Below are 17,101 nucleotides of genomic sequence, written 5' to 3'. Positions count from 1 at the left end.
ATCCTCGGGGGTGGATACCCGTGTTGGAGCGTCTTCTCATCATCCGGCGGCTTCTTGCCGTCGTTCCGCTGTGCGCGCTGGCCGCGTGCGCCCATGACTCCGCCTCGCAGGCGGACATGGCCGCGCTGACGGCAGAGCTGCGGGCCATGCGGGATCAGCAGACGCGCCTCAACGATCGGCTCGAGCGTCTGGAGCGCAGCAACGCCGTGCTCCGCGCCCGGTCTTCTTCGCAGGCCCCCGCCGCCGCTCCTTCTCCTTCTCCGCAGGCTCCGGCCAAGGCCTCCTCGACCGCCCCGGCCCCGCAGCCCTCCTCGAACGTCGCGGTGCCGGATCTGACGGTGGTGAAGCTCAAGCCCAAGTCCGAGCCCGCGCCGGCGCTGCCGACGAAGGTGGCCGTGGTAGAGCCAGATGCGGAGGACGTGGAGTTGTTCGTCAGCTCCTCGCCCGAACCCTCCGAGCCGGCTGCGCCCGCCAGCGCCCCCGCGCCCAATCCGGCCGTGACGGCCGCGCTCGACGCGGAGTTCGAGCAGGCGGTGGCCGCGCTGCGCACCGGCAATGTGGAGCCGGGCGTGGCCAAGCTGCAGTCCTTCGCCGAGCTGAACCCCCGGCACCCGCGCGCGGACAACGCGCTGTACTTCGCCGGGCTGGGGATGATCGGCATGAACAATCACGAAGGCGCCGCGCAGGTGTTCGTGCGCCTCATTGAGACGTATCCCGCCGGGGATGCCGTGTTGGACGGCATGCTCCGGCTCGCGGAGTGCCGGTTGAAGCTCAACCAGCGGGAAGATGCCCGCGCGCTCTACACCCGTGTCATTACCCAGTTCCCAGGGACGGCCGCCGCAACCCAGGCGGAGCAGCGGCTGGCGTCCCTGTCGCACTAGAAGCCCGAAAGGAAGTCACCTGATGCGCTCCCGGATCCTCACAGCATTCCTCGTGGCCGTCTCGCTCGCGCCGGCTTGGTCGGCGCGTGCCCAGCAGGAGCAGGAGCAGGAGGAGGAGGCCGAGGGCGGTGAAACAGAGGGCGCGGACGTCGCCGACGAGCCCCGGTCCGGTGGCGCGAAGGTGCCCGGCTCGGAGAACGCCCGCGAGAAGGCGCCCGGCGAGGTGCACACCGTCGTCAAGGGCGACACGCTCTGGGATCTGTCCAGCCAGTACCTGGGCACGCCGTGGTACTGGCCCAAGGTCTGGTCCTACAACCCGGAGATCGCCAACCCGCACTGGATCTACCCGGGCAACAAGGTGCGCTTCTTCCCTGCGGGCGAGGAGGTGCCTTCGCGCGTGGAGGCGGGCGTGGGGCCGGCTCCCACGGAGATGGTGGCGGTGGAGGGTGACCTCGAGGCCGCCACGGAGCTGGGGCCGGTCAGCGGCGAGTCCCTGGTGTCCACGAGCGGGAAGATCGGCATCGACCTCAACGGCAACACGCTGGTGGCCACGCGTGGCTTCGTCACCGCCAAGGAGGTGGACGAGGCCGGGAAGATCGACAGCTCGTTCTCCGACGCGGACATGCTCAGCTACCCGGAGACGGTGTACCTGCGCTTCAAGCGGAAGATCGACGCGAAGGTGGGTGACCGCTACCTGGTCTTCCGCACCGATCAGGAGATCAAGCACCCCCTCACCCAGCGGAAGGTGGGCTACCTCACCAACCTGCTGGGCACCGTGCGCGTGCTGAGCGTGGGCGACAAGTACGTCACCGCCCAGATTTCGGAGACGTGGGATGACATCCACCGCGGGGACCTGGTGGGCCCTTACGGTGAGCGCCTGATGGACCGCGTCGCCATCAAGCCCAACAGCAAGGCGGTGAAGGGCAACATCGTCACGGCCATGCAGCCGTTCCTCACCATCACCGCCGAGCACCAATTCCTGATCGTCGACAAGGGCAGCAGCGACGGCGTGGAGGTGGGCAACACCTTCTCCGTGATGCGCCGGGACAATCCGAACAAGCGGCTGCTGGATGAGACCGCCAGCAAAGCCAAGGCTCAGAACCTGCCGGACGAGGTAATTGGCACCTGCCTCGTGTCCGAGGTGAAGGAGCGCACCGCCAACTGCATCCTCATCCAGACCCTGCGCGAGGTGTTCCCCGGCGATCGCGTCGAGATGCGTGTGGGGAATGGTCCTACCGCCAGCCGCTGAGCGCGGTGGGAAACACGCAGTTCGCCCGAGGGCGGAGGGATTGGCTGCTTGACCGCTGCCAGTCCGGTGTTTATGTGTCGCGCCCCCTTCCGTCGGCCCCATCATCTATATAGGTGGGAACCGGACGGGGGGGATGGGTATGGCGGATACATTCACACACTCGCAGACACCTGAGCAGCGCGCCACGCTGGCCTTGTGGGCGGTCCCAGGCCTGGGACCGAAGACCCTGGAGGCGGTGCGTGCATTCGCGGGGGGCTCGTTGGCTCGCCTGCTGGGCAGTCCGGTGAGCGAGTGGTTGGCCGATGTACCGGTGACCTCGCAGGTTCGCCGTCGGCTCGGGCAGGTGGAGGCACTGGGCCCCGTAGCGGATCGGGTGCTGGAGCGGTGCGCCGCCGTGGGCATGGAGCTGGCCTTCGCGGGGGAGCGTGCGTTCCCCGAGCTGTTGGCCGCCGCGCCCGACGCGCCCCCCGTGCTCTTCTATAAGGGCCATATCGGGCCCCCCCGGCGCCGCTTGGGCATGGTGGGCAGCCGCCACCCGGATCAGGGCTTCCTCCCGTTTGCGCGCAAGTTCGCGCGCGAGGTGGCCGACGGCGGCGTGGGTGTGGTGTCTGGCGCGGCCATGGGCGTGGATCGGGCCTGCCACTATGGTGCCCTGGATGCGGGCGGCGAGACGTGGGCCTTTCTGGGCTCCGCGCTGGACGAGCTGGATGAGCCGCAAGCCCGCATGCTTCCTGAGTTTCTAGACCGAGGTGGGGTGTACTTCAGCGAGCTTCCGCCGGGTGTCCGGGCGAGCCGCCAGACCTTCCCTCGGCGAAACCGACTCATCGCTGGCGCGTCGGATGCAGTGTTGGTGCTCCGGGCCGGCAAGGACTCCGGAGCGCTCTACACGGCGGAGGATGGGCTGGCGCTGGGGCGCCCGGTGCTCGCCCTGCCGGGGGATGTGCGCAACGAGGCCGCGCTCGGCTGCAACCAGCTGATCCGCGACGGCAAGGCGTACGCCTGCCTGCACGTAGAGGACGTGTGGAAGTGGGTGGGGGCCCGGCCGGTGTTGGCGGTGCCTCCAGGGTCGGGGGGAGGTTGGGAAGCGCTCTCGGAGGAAGCGAGGGGCGCCTACCGGCTGTTGGAGCGGGTCCCTCGCACATTTGATGAGGTGCTGGCGGGGTGCCAGCTCTCGCCCGCCGCGCTCACAGGCGCGTTGGTGGAATTGGAGCTGTCCGGGCTGGTCATCCAGTACCCGGGCAAGCTGTACGAGAAGGTTTGAGCAGGAGAGGTCATGGCCACGCGGAAGAAGAAGGAAGTCGAGACCGAAGCCGCCACGGAGGAGGCGACGCCGAAGAAGGCGGCGGCCAAGCGTCCGGCGGCCAAGAAGGCCACTGCGAAGAAGAAGAGCGCCGCCAAGAAGGTGGCCGCCAAGGCGAAGGGCAAGGGCAAGGCCGCTCTGGCCGAGGTGGAGGTGTCCGCCGAGGAGGAGGAGGGTGAGGAGGAGTCCGCCCGGCGCGGTAAGGGCCCGCACTACCTGGTGGTGGTGGAGTCTCCCGCCAAGGCGAAGACGATCAAGAAGTACCTGGGCTCGGGCTACACGGTGAAGGCGTCCGTCGGCCACATCAAGGATCTGCCCAAGAGCAAGATCGGTGTGGACGTGGAGCACGACTTCCAGCCCGAGTACCACGTCATCAAGGGCAAGGAGAAAGTCCTCAACGAGCTGAAGAAGGTGGCCAAGAACGTGGACCGGGTCTTCCTGGCCACGGACCCCGACCGCGAGGGTGAGGCCATTGCCTGGCACATCCACGAGGAGCTGGGCCACAAGGATGCGCAGCGGGTGCTCTTCAACGAGATCACCAAGAAGGCCATCCAGGAGGCCATCGCCCAACCGCGCCAGCTCAACCAGGAGAGCTACGACTCGCAGCAGACGCGGCGCATCCTGGACCGGCTCGTCGGCTACCAGATCTCTCCGCTGCTCTGGAAGAAGATCCGCCGGGGCCTGTCCGCTGGCCGCGTGCAGTCCGTGGCGGTGCGGCTGATCTGCGAGCGCGAGGAATCCATCAAGGCCTTCGTGCCCGAGGAGTACTGGACGCTGGACGCGCTGCTGGAAGGCCCCGCGGGCCCGCCGCCCTTCAAGGCCAAGCTGTCCAAGGTGGACGGCAAGAAGGTGGAGCTGAAGGATCGTGCCACCACGGACGGCCTGGTGGCCGAGCTGCAGGGCGCCGACTTCAGCGTCGCCAAGGTGGACCGCAAGGAGCGGCGCCGCAACGCGCCCGCGCCCTTCATCACCTCCAAGCTGCAGCAGGAGGCGGCCAACCGGCTGTCCTTCACCGCGAAGAAGACGATGACGCTGGCCCAGAAGCTCTACGAGGGCGTGCCCCTCGGCGAGGAGGGCCAGACGGCGCTCATCACCTATATGCGTACGGACTCCACGCGTCTGTCGGACGACGCGGTGAAGGCGGTGCGCGAGTTCATCGGTTCCAAGTACGGCGTGGAGTCCCTGCCGCCAGAGCCGGTGCAGTACAAGAGCAAGAAGAGCGCCCAGGATGCGCACGAGGCCATCCGCCCCGTATCGCTGGAGTACCCGCCGGAGCGCGTGCGTCCGTTCTTCGAGGCCATGGGCGAGGAGGACATGTTCCGCCTCTACGAGCTCATCTGGAACCGCTTCGTGGCGTGCCAGATGATGCCGGCCGTGTATGACCAGACGAGCGCGGACATCACCGCGGGCCGGGCCACGTTCCGGGCCTCGGGCTCCACGCTGAAGTTCCCTGGCTACCTGGCCGTGTACGGCGCGAGCCTCACTCCCGAGGAGGAGTCCGAGAAGGAGAAGGCCAAGGCTGCGGGCGAGGAGGGCGCCGAGGACGCCACTGGCGAGCTGCCCGTGCTCAACGACGGTGACAAGATCCGCCTGAACAAGCTGCTCAACGAGCAGCACTTCACCCAGCCGCCCCCGCGCTTCTCGGAGGCCACGCTGGTGAAGGAGCTGGAAGAGCAGGGCATCGGCCGTCCGTCCACCTACGCGGCGATTCTCTCCACCATTCAGGACAAGAAGTACGTGGAGAAGCTCGAGGGCCGCTTCCGCCCGACGGACCTGGGGCAGATGACCAACGAGATGCTGGTCAAGCACTTCCCCAAGGAGATGGACGTCGCCTTCACGGCGAACCTCGAGGAGAAGCTGGACCAGATCTCCGAGGGTGGCGCCAACTGGAAGGCGGTGCTCCAGGACTTCTACGGGCCCTTCAAGGAGACGCTCGAGAAGGCCGAAGCGGAGATGCGCGACGTCAAGCGCGAGGAGATCAAGACCGACATCGCCTGCGAGAAGTGCGGCAACGTCATGGTCATCAAGTTCGGGAAGATGGGGCACTTCCTCGCCTGCTCGAACTATCCCGAGTGCAAGAACACCAAGGACTTCAAGCGCGACGCCGAGGGCAAGATCGTCATCGTGGAGGAGGAGACCACGGACGAGAAGTGCGAGAACTGCGGCAAGCCCATGGTGATCAAGCGGGGCCGGTTCGGCCGGTTCCTGGCGTGCTCGGGCTACCCGGAGTGCAAGACGTCCAAGCCCATCTCCATCGGCGTGAACTGCCCGGAGTGCAAGCAGGGCTACCTCACCGAGCGCCGCAGCGGCCGCGGGAAGATCTTCTTCGGCTGCAACCGGTACCCGGACTGCAAGTTCGCCGCGTGGGATCGGCCGCTCGCCGAGACGTGCCCAAGCTGCCAGTCCCCGTACCTGCTGCAGAAGTTCTCCAAGCGGGACGGCGCCTACGTGGCGTGCCCCAACAAGGAGTGCGACTACCGGCGGGAAATCCAGCAGCCAGGCGAGCTGACCGCTCCCTCGGCTGCCTGAAAGTCCCAATGGTTCCGGGAGGGTAGCCCGTCGGCGCCTTGACACGCTCGGCGGGCACCTTCTAAGAAGGTACAGCCCGCTCCCTGCCTGGGAGACCGCCGCCCGTGCCTTGCACGGGTGTGCCGGACCGCGGGCGTTGAAAGGAATCGCAGCGCGATGATCCCCATTGTGAGCGGACTGCTGGACGGGGTGATCCTGGCCGCAGGCCCTGAGAAGCTGGGCGTCGTGGACTCCGTCGTGAAGTTCTTCAAGGACGGTGGCCCCTTCATGTTCGTGAACCTGTTCTGGTTCGCGGCCTCGCTCGCGGTGGCCTTCGAGCGCATCTACACGCTGATGTTCCGCTACAACCTCAATGCCCCGCCCTTCATGGAGCAGATCTCCAAGCTGGTGATGACGGGCAACGTGGATCGCGCGGTGAAGCTGTGCAGCGCCGCTCCGAACTCTCCGCTGGCCAAGGTGATCCGCGCCGGCCTCACCCGCGCCAACCGCGGCGAGATTGAAGTGGCCAAGGCGGTGGAGGAGGCCATGGTCGAGGCCACCCCGCACGTCTCCGCGCGCATCCCCTGGTTGTGGTCGCTGGCGAACATCGCCACCCTCGTGGGACTGGTCGGTACCATCTTCGGCCTCATCGGCACGTTCCAGGCGCTCGGTAACGTGCCCGCCGAGCAGAAGCAGACGCTGCTCTCCGACGGTATCTCCAAGGCCATGAACAACACCGCGTTCGCTCTGTCGATCGCGGTGCTCTGCATCGTGTTCCACCTGATCCTCACTTCGTACGCCAAGGCCATGGTGGAGAGCGTGGAGCTCAACGCGCTCAAGCTGGAGAACCTGCTGTCGCGCCGCCACGCTGGGGACACCCAGGTGGATGGCGAGTCCCGGGCCGCCTGAGCGGCGCCACGCTGAGCCAGAGGGCCGCCGCGCATGGCGTTCTACTTCTCTCGCCGCAAGCTGAAGCCTCGTGAGGAAGAGGAGTCTGGGGAACTGAACATCGTTCCCTACCTCGACATCCTCATGAACCTCATCCTATTCATGCTGCTGTCGATCACGGGGCTGGCCTCGTTCGGCATCCTCAACGTGAGCGCCCCCAACTACGGCGGGCCCTCCGCGGGCGTGCAGCAGGAGAACTCGGATCAGCCCAAGCTCACCTTGAGCGTGCTGATCTCCAAGCAGGGCCACTTCATCAACAGCGAGAACGCCATCCTCGGCGCGGGCGGCAACACACCCACCATCCCCGTGAAGGCCGACGGCAGCTACGACTACGAAGCCCTCAACGCGAAGATGGTGGAGATCAAGCAGGCCTTCCCCGGCGAGAGCAAGGTCATCATCGCCGCGGACGCCGAGGTCCAGTACGAGACGCTGATTGGCACGATGGACGCGTGCCGCGAGACGATGGGCAAGGATCGCCACCTGCTGTTCCCCGACGTCACCCTGGGGGCCCTGTGAGCGCGACAACTGACGCCGAAGTCGCCGGCCCGCTGGCTCCCGAGGAAGAGGAGCGCCTTCAGCGGATGCGCTTCCGCAAGGCCCTGGCGCGCAAGAAGCGCAAGGAGCGCGAGGCGGCCGGCGAGATCAAGGAGCTCAACATCACCGCGATGATGGACATGATGACCATCCTCCTGGTGTTCCTCCTGAAGTCCTTCGCCTCGTCGTCGGCGTCCATCACCGCGTCGGATGACGTGAAGCCGCCGGTGTCCTCCACCCGCGCCACGCCCAAGGACACGGTGGCCGTCACCATCACCCCCAAGAACATCCTGGTGGGTGAGAAGGAAGTGCTGAGGCTGACCAACGGCCAGGTGCCCGCCGAGCAGCTTCAGGGCCGGCTCGTGGCGCCGCTGGACGCCGCGCTGAAGAAGGAAGTGGAGAAGCTGAAGTACATCGCCGACCGCAACCCGGCGGCGCCGTTCAACCGGGAGTTGTCGGTGATCGGGGACAAGCGGGTCCCCTATGATCTGCTCCTCACCGTCCTCTACACTGCGGGCCAGAACGAGCTGGAGAACTACCGCTTCGTGGTGCTCCAGAAGGAAGAGGGCGGGCAGTAGGCGGCTCCGAGGCTACAGGGACGGCGCGGCGGCGTGGCCTCCGCGCGTCTCCAGCTCGTGCCGGGTGGCGTCCTCCTCGCACCGGATGGCGAAGGGCAGGGCCTCCAGGCGATCGAGGGGGATCTCGTAGCCACAGTCCACGCACTCGCCGAACACGCCCGTGTCCATGCGACGCAGCGCGGCGTCGATCAGCATGATCTCCCGGCGCTGGGCCTCCATCAGGCTGGAGAGCGTGTAGTCGGCGAGCTCGGACTGGGCGTTCTCCTCGTATTCGGGATCGCGTTCCTGGTCCTTCAGGGCGGTCAGCTCCCGGTGGGCCCCCTCGTTCGCGTGAAGGATCTCCCGGCGGCGGCGCTGGAGCAGCTCGCGGATCTTGATGAGGTCATTGGCTCGCGTCATGGCCCGTGTGGCTCCATTCCAAAGGTGACTGCGCTCGCTCGGACCGTTCTTCCCGAGCGTTGAACGGGTGAAACCTAGGGGTCCCCAGGAGGTAGGGAAACCGGAGCCCCGTTTAAGGCACGGGGCCGGGCTGGAGGGCAGGCGAGCAGGCGTCTTCCAACAGCCAACGGGCTGACACCCGGGCGCTTTTTCGTCGTGGGAAAGGGGAGGGGAGTCCTGCTAACTGTTTTCGGACAGCCCCGATGTACAAGCCCGAGGGCGAGGGTTCAGGAGCGAGTGATGTCGGAAGCGAAGCCGCGAGTGACGGTGATTGGGGGCGGGTTGGCGGGCAGCGAGTGTGCCTGGCAGCTCGTGCGACGAGGCATCCCGGTGACGCTGCGGGAGATGAAGCCGCACAAGCGCTCGCCCGCGCACAAGTCGGACATGTTCGCGGAGCTGGTGTGCTCCAACTCGCTGCGCTCGGACAACCCGGAGAGCGCCATTGGCCTGCTGCACGCGGAGCTGCGCGCGCTGGGCTCGCTCGTGCTGCGCAGCGCGGACACGCATCGGGTGCCCGCCGGGGACGCCCTGGCGGTGGAGCGCGAGAAGTTCTCCGGAGAGATCACCCAGGCCGTGCGCGAGCACCCGCTGGTTGAGGTGGTGAACGGAGAGGTGGAGCACTTGCCCGAGGGCTTGGTCGTGGTGGCCACGGGGCCGCTGACCTCGGATGCCCTGACGCAGGAGCTGGAGCGGCACGTGGGGCAGAAGCTCTACTTCTATGACTCCATCGCCCCCATCCTCTCGGGCGACTCCATCGACATGAACATCGCCTTCCGCCAGAGCCGCTACGGCAAGGGCGATGGGGACGATTACCTGAACCTGCCGATGTCGAAGGAGGAGTACTACCGCTTCATCGCCGAGGTGAAGGCGGGCCAGAAGCTGACACCGCACGCTTTCGAGGAACCTAAATACTTCGAAGGCTGTCTGCCGATTGAGGTGATGGCAGAGCGCGGAGACGACACGTTGGCGTATGGGCCCATGAAGCCGGTGGGATTGATGGACCCTCGGACCGGGCAGCAGGCGTACGCGGTGGTGCAGTTGCGCATGGAGGATCGCGCGGGCACCTCGTGGAACATGGTGGGCTTCCAGACCCGGCTCACCTGGGGCGAGCAGAAGCGCATCTTCACCACCTGCATCCCCGGGCTGAAGGAAGCGGAGTTCCTGCGGATGGGGCAGATCCATCGCAACACGTTCATCGACTCGCCGCGCCTGCTGGACAAGGACCTGTCCTTGAAGTCCGAGCGGCGCCTGTTCTTCGCGGGGCAGATCACGGGAGTGGAGGGATACGTGGAGTCCACCGCGTGCGGCGCCCTGGTGGCGCTGGCGCTGAGCGCTCGGATCGAGGGGCGTGAGTTCGTCCCGCCGCCGGCGACCACGGCGCTGGGCTCGCTGTACCGGCACGTGACGGGCGAGGCGCATCCGCCGGACCACCCGCACCAGCCGTCCAACGTCATCTTCGGGCTGTTCCCGCCGCTGCCTGGGCGGGTGAAGAAGCAGGACAAGCGGGCGCGGTACTCGGCGCGGGCCCAAGAGGATCTGGCCACGTGGCTGCCCTCGGTGGCCGTCTCGCAGACCCTTCAGAGGAGCGCGTAATGCAGCTTCGGCGACTCGTCGTGGTGGGAGCGCTCATGGCGCTCTCGGTGGTGGGATGCAAGCGCGGGGACTCCGGCGGTGGCAGCGGCGGCGGCGGCACCGGCGGGAGCTCCGGGAGCGGCAAGGGCGCGGTGGTGGGCGGCATGGGGACGCTGATCGCCCCAGGCCTGGCGTCGGACCTGCGCGTGGCTCCGGATGGCCAGTTCGTCACGTTCCTGCTCGAGGCCAAGAAGCCTCGGCTGGACGGCATTCCTCCGCAGATGCTGCTGGGCGAACTGCACGGAGTTCCGGTTCCGGGTGGATCGCCGCGCAAGCTGGGCGACTCCGTGACGAACGTGCCGGGCGGCCAGCTGTTCTCCAAGGACTCGCGCTACCTGTTCTTCCTCACGGGCTACAACCCGGCAGTCCAGGCCGGGGCGCTGCACGTGTTGGCGCTCACCGAGCCCACCGCGGAGCCGGCGAAGCTGGGCGAGCAGGTGACGTACATGCTGCCGAGCCCGGACGGGAAGCTGCTGGCCTTCGTGGACAACGGCGTGCTGAAGCTGGGGCCGCTGCCCGCTGGCCCCTTCAAGGACGTAGGCGGCGAGGTCTCCACCGCGCAGTTCACCCAGGACGGCAAGACGCTCTTCTTCAAGCGGCGGCTGGTGGCCGCGGGCGGGCTGGCTGCTGTGTCCGTGGAGAAGCCCGAGGCCCCGCGCAAGCTGGGTGACTACGTGGGCGACTACGAGGTGTCCGCGGACGGGGCGCACGTGGCGTGGCAGGCGCGCAGCGAGGCCGAGCGCGGCATGTACGATCTCTTCCTCGCGGACGTGGCGGACCTCAAGCCGCGCAAGGTGGCCACCGGGACGAAGGCCTTCGGCTTCTCCAAGGACGGCAAGTGGCTGGCGCGCACGGAGAACGGCAAGCCCGAGGTGCTCGGGGACTTGTACCTGGGGCCCTCGGACGGCAGCCCCGGGCGCAAGGTGGGCGAGCGGGTGGAGGAGTTCTCCTTCTCCCCGGACTCGCAGGCCCTGGGCTTCCTGGAGCGGTACGATCCCACCGCTCGTGCGGGCTTGATGTCCGTGGTGAAGCTGCCGGACGGCGCCACCCAGCGCGTGGGCGATCGCGTGCCCAACTACACCTGGGGCTCGGATGGCCGGCACGTGGCGTTCCTCTCGCGCTTCCTCAAGCCCGTGTACTCGGTGGACCTGATGCTCTACACGTTCGGCGCCGAGAAGGCCGAGAAGGTCCAGGCCGGTGTGTTCGGCTATGGCTTCACCCCGGGCAACTCCGAGGTCATCTTCCGCACCAACTGCATCCGCGAGGGCCGCGCCTGTGACTTCAAGGCGCTGGATTTGACGCAGCAGACGCGCGCCGAGCCCGCCACCTGGATCCAGGGCATGTACAGCTACAAGCTCTCCAGCGACGGCAAGCGCGTGCTCCTGTCCTATGCCCGCATGGACTCGGACACCTACGACGTGGGCGTCTACGACATGAAGAGCAAGGCCCGGAAGACGCTCGACCAGAAGGTGCAGATCCCCGCCTACTTCGCCGGGCCGGGGGACTCCCACGCCGTGTACCTCGTGACGCAGGGCCAGAAGCCCGGCGTCTACGTGGCCCCTGCCACCCTCTGAGCCTTCGACGCACTGCGTTGGTTGACTCGAAAATCAGGGGAAATTGACTCGAAAATCAGGCCGGATTGATTTGAAAATCACGGCACTGGGCTGGAATTTTGCGGCGGGGGCCCGCTAACCCAGCGGAATGAGGGGTGTTATCCTCCAATGTGCGCACATGGGAAACCAAGGCGTACATGGTGCGATAATGTGTATGTAGCCCGCCGCGTCACTGGCGGGCGCCACCCTCATCTCGGAGTCCCACCATGAGCTCGCGCACCATGCAGTACGGCAGCCTGCAGATGTCCCTGCCCGAGGGTTGGTCGGATGCGACGCAGATCGTGGCCTCGGGGCCGGTGGAGGACGGGTTCCGGAGCTCGCTGGGGTACACGACGGAGGCGATCCGGCCTCGCGAGACGCCGCCCCAGTTCGCGACGCGGATGCTGGCGCAGATGCGGGAGAAGCTGGAGGGCGTGCAGCTGGTGGCCGAGAAGCCGGCGACGTTCGGGACGCTGGGCGGGTTCCTGCGCGAGATGACGTACGTGGCGCACGGGATGAAGCTGGCGCAGCTGCACTTCTACGTGGCGCGCGGCGGGGTGGTGCACATCTTCACGTTCACGCAGCGGGCCGAGCGCCTGCAGGCGAGCCGGGCGACGGCGGAGAAGCTGTTCGCGTCGGCGACGCTGAGCGCCCCGGCCGAGGCCAAGCCCTCCTCGCTGCCTCCCTCCACGCGCTCCCGTCCTCAGTACATCGAGCCGCGCCACCTGCGCATCATCGCGGCGTGAACAGGGCGGGGCGGGCTGCGGAGCTTCCAAAGTTTGCGGCAGGCCCGGAGCCGTCTACGCTTCGGACATGGAGTCGCTGTCACCCTTGCTGGAGCAGTTCCGGGCTTACCTCGAGCACGAGAAGGGGGCGTCGCCGCACACGGTGCGGAACTACCTCATCGATCTCGTGGACTACGAGCGCTACCTCGTCGAGCGGATGAAGCTGTCGCTGCTGGCGGGCTCGCACGCGGCGATCCGCGGCTACCTGGGCACGCTGGCGGTGGACCATGCGCCGGCGAGCCGCGCGCGGAGGCTGGCGAGCATCAAGTCGTTCTACCGGTACCTGGTGCGGCAGAAGCTGCTGTCGGCCAGCCCGGCGAAGCTGGTGAAGAGCCCGAAGCTGCCCAAGAGCCTGCCGAAGGTGCTCCCGGTGGACGAGGTGTTCGCCATCCTGGACATGCCCTCGCTGAAGACGGTGCTGGGGCTGCGGGACAAGGCCATCCTGGAGATCCTCTATGGAGGCGGCCTGCGTATCAGCGAGCTGTGTGGGCTGAGCCTGCTGGATGTGGATCGGAGCGGGCGGATCGTCCGGGTGATGGGCAAGGGGAGCAAGGAGCGCCTGTGCCCGGTGAACGCGCAGTCCATCCGGGCGCTGGAGGCGTACCTGGCGCGGCGAGGTGAGCTGCTGGCGACGCCTCGGCCGGGACAGGATCCGGATGCGCTCTTCCTCAACTACAAGGGGGGGCGGTTGACTCCGCGCAGCATCGCGCGGCACCTGGACACGTACGTGGTGCAGTGCGCGCTGGCGCGCAAGGTGAGCCCGCACGCGCTGCGCCACTCGTTTGCGACGCACCTGCTGGGCGGCGGAGCGGACGTGCGCAGCATTCAGGAGCTGCTGGGGCACGCGAGCCTGTCCACGACGCAGCGCTACACGCACGTCACCGTGGAGCAGCTGCAGCAGGTGTACGACGCGGCGCACCCGCGGGCCTGAGCCATGCCGCCTCCGAGCCGCTATGGGCGTGGGCCCGGTCCGAAGGTGCGTCAGCGCACGCCTGGGCACCATTACAATGGGAGCTTCCTTCCGGCCGCGGATCGAGCGGAGATCCTCACATGGCTGGCAACGCTGAAGCCACTGTGGGAGGAGCGCTACTCGAAGCACTTCCCGCCGCCGCCGGGGCAGACGCAGCGCCGGTTGTTGCGGCCGGTGTACTGGCTGGGCAACTGGCAGTTCGCGTGCCTCGACTACTACCGGCCTCCGAAGGGGGTGAAGGATCGGTGCGTGCGGGCCGAGCCGTTCCCTCCGGTGCTCCAGCGGCAGGTGGAGAAGATCGAGGCCCTGGCGCGGCGGATGTTCCGGGGGCCGGACATGCCTCCGCGCTGGCACCTCAACACGTGCTTGGTGAACTTCTACGGCAGCCGCTTGGAGGACGGGCGCTGGGTGGACACCGCGCGCGTGGGCGAGCACAAGGACTTCGAGCCTGGGCCCGTGGCCTCGCTGTCACTGGGCGAGCGGGCGCTCATCCAGTTCGTGACGTCCACCCGCCCGGGCGAGCGCGACGCGGTGGTGCTCGAGCAGTGGCTCGATGACGGGTCCTTGGAGCTGTTCGGTGGGGTGCAGTGGAAGGAGCAGACCTTCCACCGGGTGCAGCGGGTGGACACGCGCGAGGGGCATGTGCTGCCGCCCGAGCTGCCCGACTTCCAGACCCGGCGCGTGAACTTCACCTTCCGCTATGTGCCGGACGAGCACGTGATTCCCTTCGCGAAGCTATCTCCCGAGGCCCGCGAGGACGTACGGCCGTACATGCGCACCCTGGCTGAGAGCAGCGCGTTCTTCCGCGCGGAGTTGGCCCGCGAGCAGTCTGAGAGCAATCCCTCGTCTCCTCAGACACCGGCGCGCTGAGCTGAAGCGTGGGCCCTCCCTTTAAGATTGTTGGGCTTCTCGGGATGGAGGCGGCGGGAATCGAACCCGCAGCGAGGTGGAAGCAAACGGTCGACGCGTCGCGGATCCGGGTTCTGGACATCGGCGAGTGCTCAATCGCGGACAGCCTCGGGCACTTCCAGTTCCTGAAAGATCACTCCATCCAGATCCAGATGGCGCACTGCCTCGACGAAGCGCTCGGTAGCGATGATGAAGCCTGGGGCAGCGAGGAGCCGAAACACATCCAGGTCAGCAGGCAGTGAGCTGGCGTCAAGCCAGAATCTCTCCGGGAGGGTCAACGGGTCATTGCCACACTTCTCGCATGGGGGCTTGCGGACTGGCGGCAGACAGTCGGGATGAAATCTGCCGTGGAGTTCCAACTCCAGCTCTCGTAGCTCGGGCGGACGCTTGACCCGGAAGCGCACACTGAGCGGGCAGCCCTTGAGACCACGCACACCCGCGTCCTGCAGCCGCTCCAGCGCCTCGCGGCGCGCGTAGAGCGACCAGGGGTTCTGCATGAAGAGCTGGCCAAAGTGGCCCGAGGCTGGACCCTCCAGGGGCCCCATCCGGGTGCCGGGTTCCAGCAGGGCGCCCATGGGTGCGAACGGACGCACCTGCTCGCGCAGCCGAAGGAACTCCTCGAAGGGGACGGGCCAGGAGTCGGACAGCTTTTCCAACTCCGAGGCCGGAAGAGCCGACAGGTCTACGCACGGATACTGAAGCCCGATGATCCCACCTCCCGCGCGACACACGACACAGGGCTCCACTCCGGGCAGTCCCCACTTGTGCTTCGCATTCCCCAGGTTGCCTGTGAAGCGTGGCTCCGTCCCCTTGAACTCATAGAGCTTCATCCGTCTCCTCTTATCAGCCCCTCGCTACGGGGCGTGGAGCTGAGGGCCCTGTGGGACAAGCGCATGTCCATACGGGATGATGGGCCCGACGATGTCGAAGCGGTACGTCAGCTCAAAGGCTTTGCGTATCAGTTCCTCCTGATTCAGTCGCCGGTGAAGATTGGCCCGCATGAATTCTCGCCAGGCCTCGTTCCAGGGCCCGCCACGTCCGTCGCCACCATGGATGCGCTGGTGGGCCCGGGCTGGGATGACCATCGTCCAATCATGAACGTTGATGCCATGGGCGCGGAACCATTCGCGGAACTCGTTGGCCTGAGGAAACAGGTGATGCTTGCGCAGCGTGCCTTCAAGCCGAGGGAAAGCCGGGAGGAAACCGTAGCGATAGCGGAAGTGAAACGTCATCTGGGGACGGGCATCGCCTCGAAGGCCTGCACGCCTCCAGTCACGGCTGGTGCCAGGACTGCGCAGCGGAGGGCGGAAACCTCTCGCCAACTCGGCACCATGCGCCAGAGGAGCACTCGCAACGACTTCGGAGGCTTATGGGGTTAGGCGGTCGCGATCGAGTTTCGCACTTATTTGAGTACATCCATGGGCCCCAGCAGCCAGTTGCCGGGAGCGTTCGGGTCCGCACTCAGATAGTACTCGAAGAGAGCCTGATGGAACTCCGCACGGCTGATCTCGCCGTTGCTGTCCCGATCGAGCCGCCTGAAGGCCTCGGCGGAGGTGGTCGGAGGGATTCCAAGCGCGTTATACATCCCTACGTACTCTCCCTGTGAAAGGCTGCCATTGCCGTCGCGGTCAAGAGCGCCCAGCAACCCGTCGACGATGTAGCCCACGGCAATCTCGAAATTCTTAGGAGCGATCACGACAGCATCCATGATGCGGATGAATTCCTGATTCCCGATCTTCTCGCTCGCCTTGTTCTCACGGGCTTCCAGCAGGAGGTTCCACCAGTTCATGAAACCCTTACTCATCGCACTCTTGTTCTTATGATCAGCGTTGTCCGCTAGCGCGGTGAACAGCTTGACCATTTTCTCGATGTCGTCCTGGGTGATCCATCCATCGCCATTCTGGTCGAACCATTTGAACACATAATTGAACTTCTTGACCTGCAAATCCGTTGTCACGAAGATACCTCGCTGGAGTGGTATGTTCTTGGAGCCGCTATTGCCCCGTATCGGGCAGGCAGGTCACGGCGGTTGGAGCGTAAACAGCTCCTGACTCCGCAGCAAGGAGAATAGGGGCTCCGCAGGTCAAGTGGGCGCGCCCAGGTATGCGAGGGTTACTCCAAAGTCGATTGGTTGATTATGAGCATTTTTCGGCAGGGGCGAATTAAGACCTCCGGTTCCGCGACCGGCAGTCGATGGCCTCAACAAAGCCCTTGCGGCATCACTTTGAAACGAACAATGTGACGCGGAGTTGTCAACTCGCGTTGTAAAAAAAAGGATTATGTTCATTCCTAAGGAAGAGCTGGTCCAATCGGAAGGGAGAAGAGCAAGGAACGGGTGACGCTTTCTGAGTTCACGAAGCGTTTCTTGACCGACAGCGAAAACAACAACAAGCACTCCACAGTTATCAGCAAGGATCAGATCCTTGTTGACCACGTGATGAAGGGGGGCCCGCTGACGGTGGTTAAGGAGCTGATGGGGCACGCGACGATCGACATGACCAAGCGCTACGCCCACTTGAGCCCCGACATCCGGAGGGAGGCGGTCAACGTGCTGGACCGTCCTCTTGCTCCGGGATGCGACATAACACGCGACACGGTTGGTGGACGCTGCTAACCACCCGTGATTACAGCGTGAAACAGTGGAGGCGGCGGGAATCGAACCCGCCGCCGCAGTAGGCCTCATCCCGTACCTCGCCCCGCCTGGGAAGGCATCCTGGGCTGGGCAGGCGTGTGTCTGCTGGAGATGAATCGCATCTGCGCCGACCCGGACTGTGGCT

At 66.3% G+C, this 17,101-nt stretch carries 16 protein-coding genes and 1 pseudogene; 13 read left to right on the top strand and 4 right to left on the bottom strand.

What is annotated here, in order from left to right; translation table 11 throughout:
- The first annotated feature begins 23 nt into the window (after nt 1-23).
- The 7 genes from DB31_RS38980 to DB31_RS38950 all read left to right on the top strand — a co-directional run bounded on the left by DB31_RS38980 (nt 24) and on the right by DB31_RS38950 (nt 7,998).
- A complete protein-coding gene (locus tag DB31_RS38980) occupies nt 24-881 on the top strand; it encodes a tetratricopeptide repeat protein (protein WP_044198025.1) in 858 nt (285 codons plus the stop codon).
- Nucleotides 882-903: 22 nt separating this feature from the next.
- Nucleotides 904-2,130 carry a LysM peptidoglycan-binding domain-containing protein gene (locus tag DB31_RS38975; RefSeq protein WP_044197841.1) on the top strand — a complete coding sequence of 409 codons (1,227 nt, stop codon included), beginning with the start codon at nt 904-906 and terminating at the stop codon, nt 2,128-2,130.
- A gap of 139 nt (nt 2,131-2,269) precedes the next feature.
- Nucleotides 2,270-3,391, top strand: a complete 1,122-nt coding sequence (locus DB31_RS38970) for a DNA-processing protein DprA (protein ID WP_044197839.1) — start codon at nt 2,270-2,272, stop codon at nt 3,389-3,391.
- Between the two features lie 12 nt (nt 3,392-3,403).
- Complete coding sequence (gene topA, locus DB31_RS38965; RefSeq protein ID WP_044197837.1) at nt 3,404-5,959, top strand: type I DNA topoisomerase; 2,556 nt, start codon at nt 3,404-3,406, stop codon at nt 5,957-5,959.
- 156 nt (nt 5,960-6,115) lie between these two features.
- Nucleotides 6,116-6,847: a MotA/TolQ/ExbB proton channel family protein gene (locus tag DB31_RS38960; protein WP_044197834.1), complete on the top strand. Its 732-nt coding sequence runs from the start codon at nt 6,116-6,118 to the stop codon at nt 6,845-6,847.
- 33 nt (nt 6,848-6,880) lie between these two features.
- The gene (locus tag DB31_RS38955) at nt 6,881-7,402 is read left to right on the top strand and encodes an ExbD/TolR family protein (RefSeq protein ID WP_044197832.1); all 522 of its coding nucleotides are present in this window, start codon (nt 6,881-6,883) and stop codon (nt 7,400-7,402) included.
- A gap of 65 nt (nt 7,403-7,467) precedes the next feature.
- Nucleotides 7,468-7,998, top strand: coding sequence for an ExbD/TolR family protein (locus DB31_RS38950; RefSeq protein WP_044197830.1), 531 nt, complete (start codon nt 7,468-7,470; stop codon nt 7,996-7,998).
- 12 nt (nt 7,999-8,010) lie between these two features.
- On the opposite strand, the gene DB31_RS38945 is transcribed toward DB31_RS38950, so the two are convergent.
- Complete coding sequence (locus DB31_RS38945; RefSeq protein WP_044197829.1) at nt 8,011-8,397, bottom strand: TraR/DksA family transcriptional regulator; 387 nt, start codon at nt 8,395-8,397, stop codon at nt 8,011-8,013.
- Between the two features lie 279 nt (nt 8,398-8,676).
- Here DB31_RS38945 and trmFO point away from each other — a divergent pair, with 279 nt between their 5' ends.
- The 5 genes from trmFO to DB31_RS38920 all read left to right on the top strand — a co-directional run bounded on the left by trmFO (nt 8,677) and on the right by DB31_RS38920 (nt 14,285).
- Nucleotides 8,677-10,029 (top strand): methylenetetrahydrofolate--tRNA-(uracil(54)-C(5))-methyltransferase (FADH(2)-oxidizing) TrmFO, encoded by a 1,353-nt coding sequence (gene trmFO, locus DB31_RS38940; protein WP_044197827.1) that lies wholly within the window; start codon nt 8,677-8,679, stop codon nt 10,027-10,029.
- Nucleotides 10,029-11,642, top strand: coding sequence for a hypothetical protein (locus tag DB31_RS38935; RefSeq protein ID WP_044197825.1), 1,614 nt, complete (start codon nt 10,029-10,031; stop codon nt 11,640-11,642). The genes trmFO and DB31_RS38935 overlap by 1 nt, the downstream gene beginning before the upstream one ends.
- 245 nt (nt 11,643-11,887) lie before the next feature.
- Nucleotides 11,888-12,406, top strand: coding sequence for a DcrB-related protein (locus DB31_RS38930; protein ID WP_240487153.1), 519 nt, complete (start codon nt 11,888-11,890; stop codon nt 12,404-12,406).
- A gap of 67 nt (nt 12,407-12,473) precedes the next feature.
- Complete coding sequence (locus DB31_RS38925; RefSeq protein WP_044197823.1) at nt 12,474-13,376, top strand: tyrosine recombinase XerC; 903 nt, start codon at nt 12,474-12,476, stop codon at nt 13,374-13,376.
- A 3-nt stretch (nt 13,377-13,379) separates the two neighbouring features.
- Nucleotides 13,380-14,285 (top strand): alpha-ketoglutarate-dependent dioxygenase AlkB, encoded by a 906-nt coding sequence (locus DB31_RS38920; RefSeq protein WP_044197821.1) that lies wholly within the window; start codon nt 13,380-13,382, stop codon nt 14,283-14,285.
- A 131-nt stretch (nt 14,286-14,416) separates the two neighbouring features.
- Here DB31_RS38920 and sitI6 read toward each other — a convergent pair whose 3' ends face one another.
- The 3 genes and pseudogenes from sitI6 to DB31_RS38905 form a co-directional block, all read right to left on the bottom strand.
- Complete coding sequence (gene sitI6, locus DB31_RS38915) at nt 14,417-15,154, bottom strand: SitI6 family double-CXXCG motif immunity protein (protein ID WP_044197819.1); 738 nt, start codon at nt 15,152-15,154, stop codon at nt 14,417-14,419.
- 24 nt (nt 15,155-15,178) lie between these two features.
- Nucleotides 15,179-15,685: pseudogene (gene sitA6, locus DB31_RS38910) on the bottom strand (SitA6 family polymorphic toxin lipoprotein); the annotation flags it as partial.
- Between the two features lie 41 nt (nt 15,686-15,726).
- A complete protein-coding gene (locus tag DB31_RS38905; protein ID WP_240487152.1) occupies nt 15,727-16,281 on the bottom strand; it encodes an EF-hand domain-containing protein in 555 nt (184 codons plus the stop codon).
- A gap of 378 nt (nt 16,282-16,659) precedes the next feature.
- Here DB31_RS38905 and DB31_RS38900 point away from each other — a divergent pair, with 378 nt between their 5' ends.
- Complete coding sequence (locus tag DB31_RS38900) at nt 16,660-16,938, top strand: hypothetical protein (protein ID WP_052420594.1); 279 nt, start codon at nt 16,660-16,662, stop codon at nt 16,936-16,938.
- The last annotated feature ends 163 nt before the right edge of the window (nt 16,939-17,101 follow it).

Source organism: Hyalangium minutum, from assembly GCF_000737315.1.
Lineage (GTDB): Bacteria > Myxococcota > Myxococcia > Myxococcales > Myxococcaceae > Hyalangium > Hyalangium minutum.
Note: the sequence above shows the minus strand (reverse complement) of the source record. Positions and strands in the feature narration are given on the sequence as shown.

Coding starts and splice junctions, on each gene's coding strand:
- DB31_RS38955 (WP_044197832.1), top strand. CDS start 6,881: ATGGCGTTCTACTTCTCTCGCCGCAAGCTGAAGCCTCGTGAGGAAGAG.
- DB31_RS38950 (WP_044197830.1), top strand. CDS start 7,468: ATGCGCTTCCGCAAGGCCCTGGCGCGCAAGAAGCGCAAGGAGCGCGAG.
- DB31_RS38970 (WP_044197839.1), top strand. CDS start 2,270: ATGGCGGATACATTCACACACTCGCAGACACCTGAGCAGCGCGCCACG.
- DB31_RS38975 (WP_044197841.1), top strand. CDS start 904: ATGCGCTCCCGGATCCTCACAGCATTCCTCGTGGCCGTCTCGCTCGCG.
- DB31_RS38960 (WP_044197834.1), top strand. CDS start 6,116: ATGATCCCCATTGTGAGCGGACTGCTGGACGGGGTGATCCTGGCCGCA.
- DB31_RS38920 (WP_044197821.1), top strand. CDS start 13,380: ATGCCGCCTCCGAGCCGCTATGGGCGTGGGCCCGGTCCGAAGGTGCGT.
- sitI6 (WP_044197819.1), bottom strand. CDS start 15,154: ATGAAGCTCTATGAGTTCAAGGGGACGGAGCCACGCTTCACAGGCAAC.
- topA (WP_044197837.1), top strand. CDS start 3,404: ATGGCCACGCGGAAGAAGAAGGAAGTCGAGACCGAAGCCGCCACGGAG.
- DB31_RS38925 (WP_044197823.1), top strand. CDS start 12,474: ATGGAGTCGCTGTCACCCTTGCTGGAGCAGTTCCGGGCTTACCTCGAG.
- DB31_RS38945 (WP_044197829.1), bottom strand. CDS start 8,397: ATGACGCGAGCCAATGACCTCATCAAGATCCGCGAGCTGCTCCAGCGC.
- DB31_RS38930 (WP_240487153.1), top strand. CDS start 11,888: ATGAGCTCGCGCACCATGCAGTACGGCAGCCTGCAGATGTCCCTGCCC.
- trmFO (WP_044197827.1), top strand. CDS start 8,677: ATGTCGGAAGCGAAGCCGCGAGTGACGGTGATTGGGGGCGGGTTGGCG.
- DB31_RS38935 (WP_044197825.1), top strand. CDS start 10,029: ATGCAGCTTCGGCGACTCGTCGTGGTGGGAGCGCTCATGGCGCTCTCG.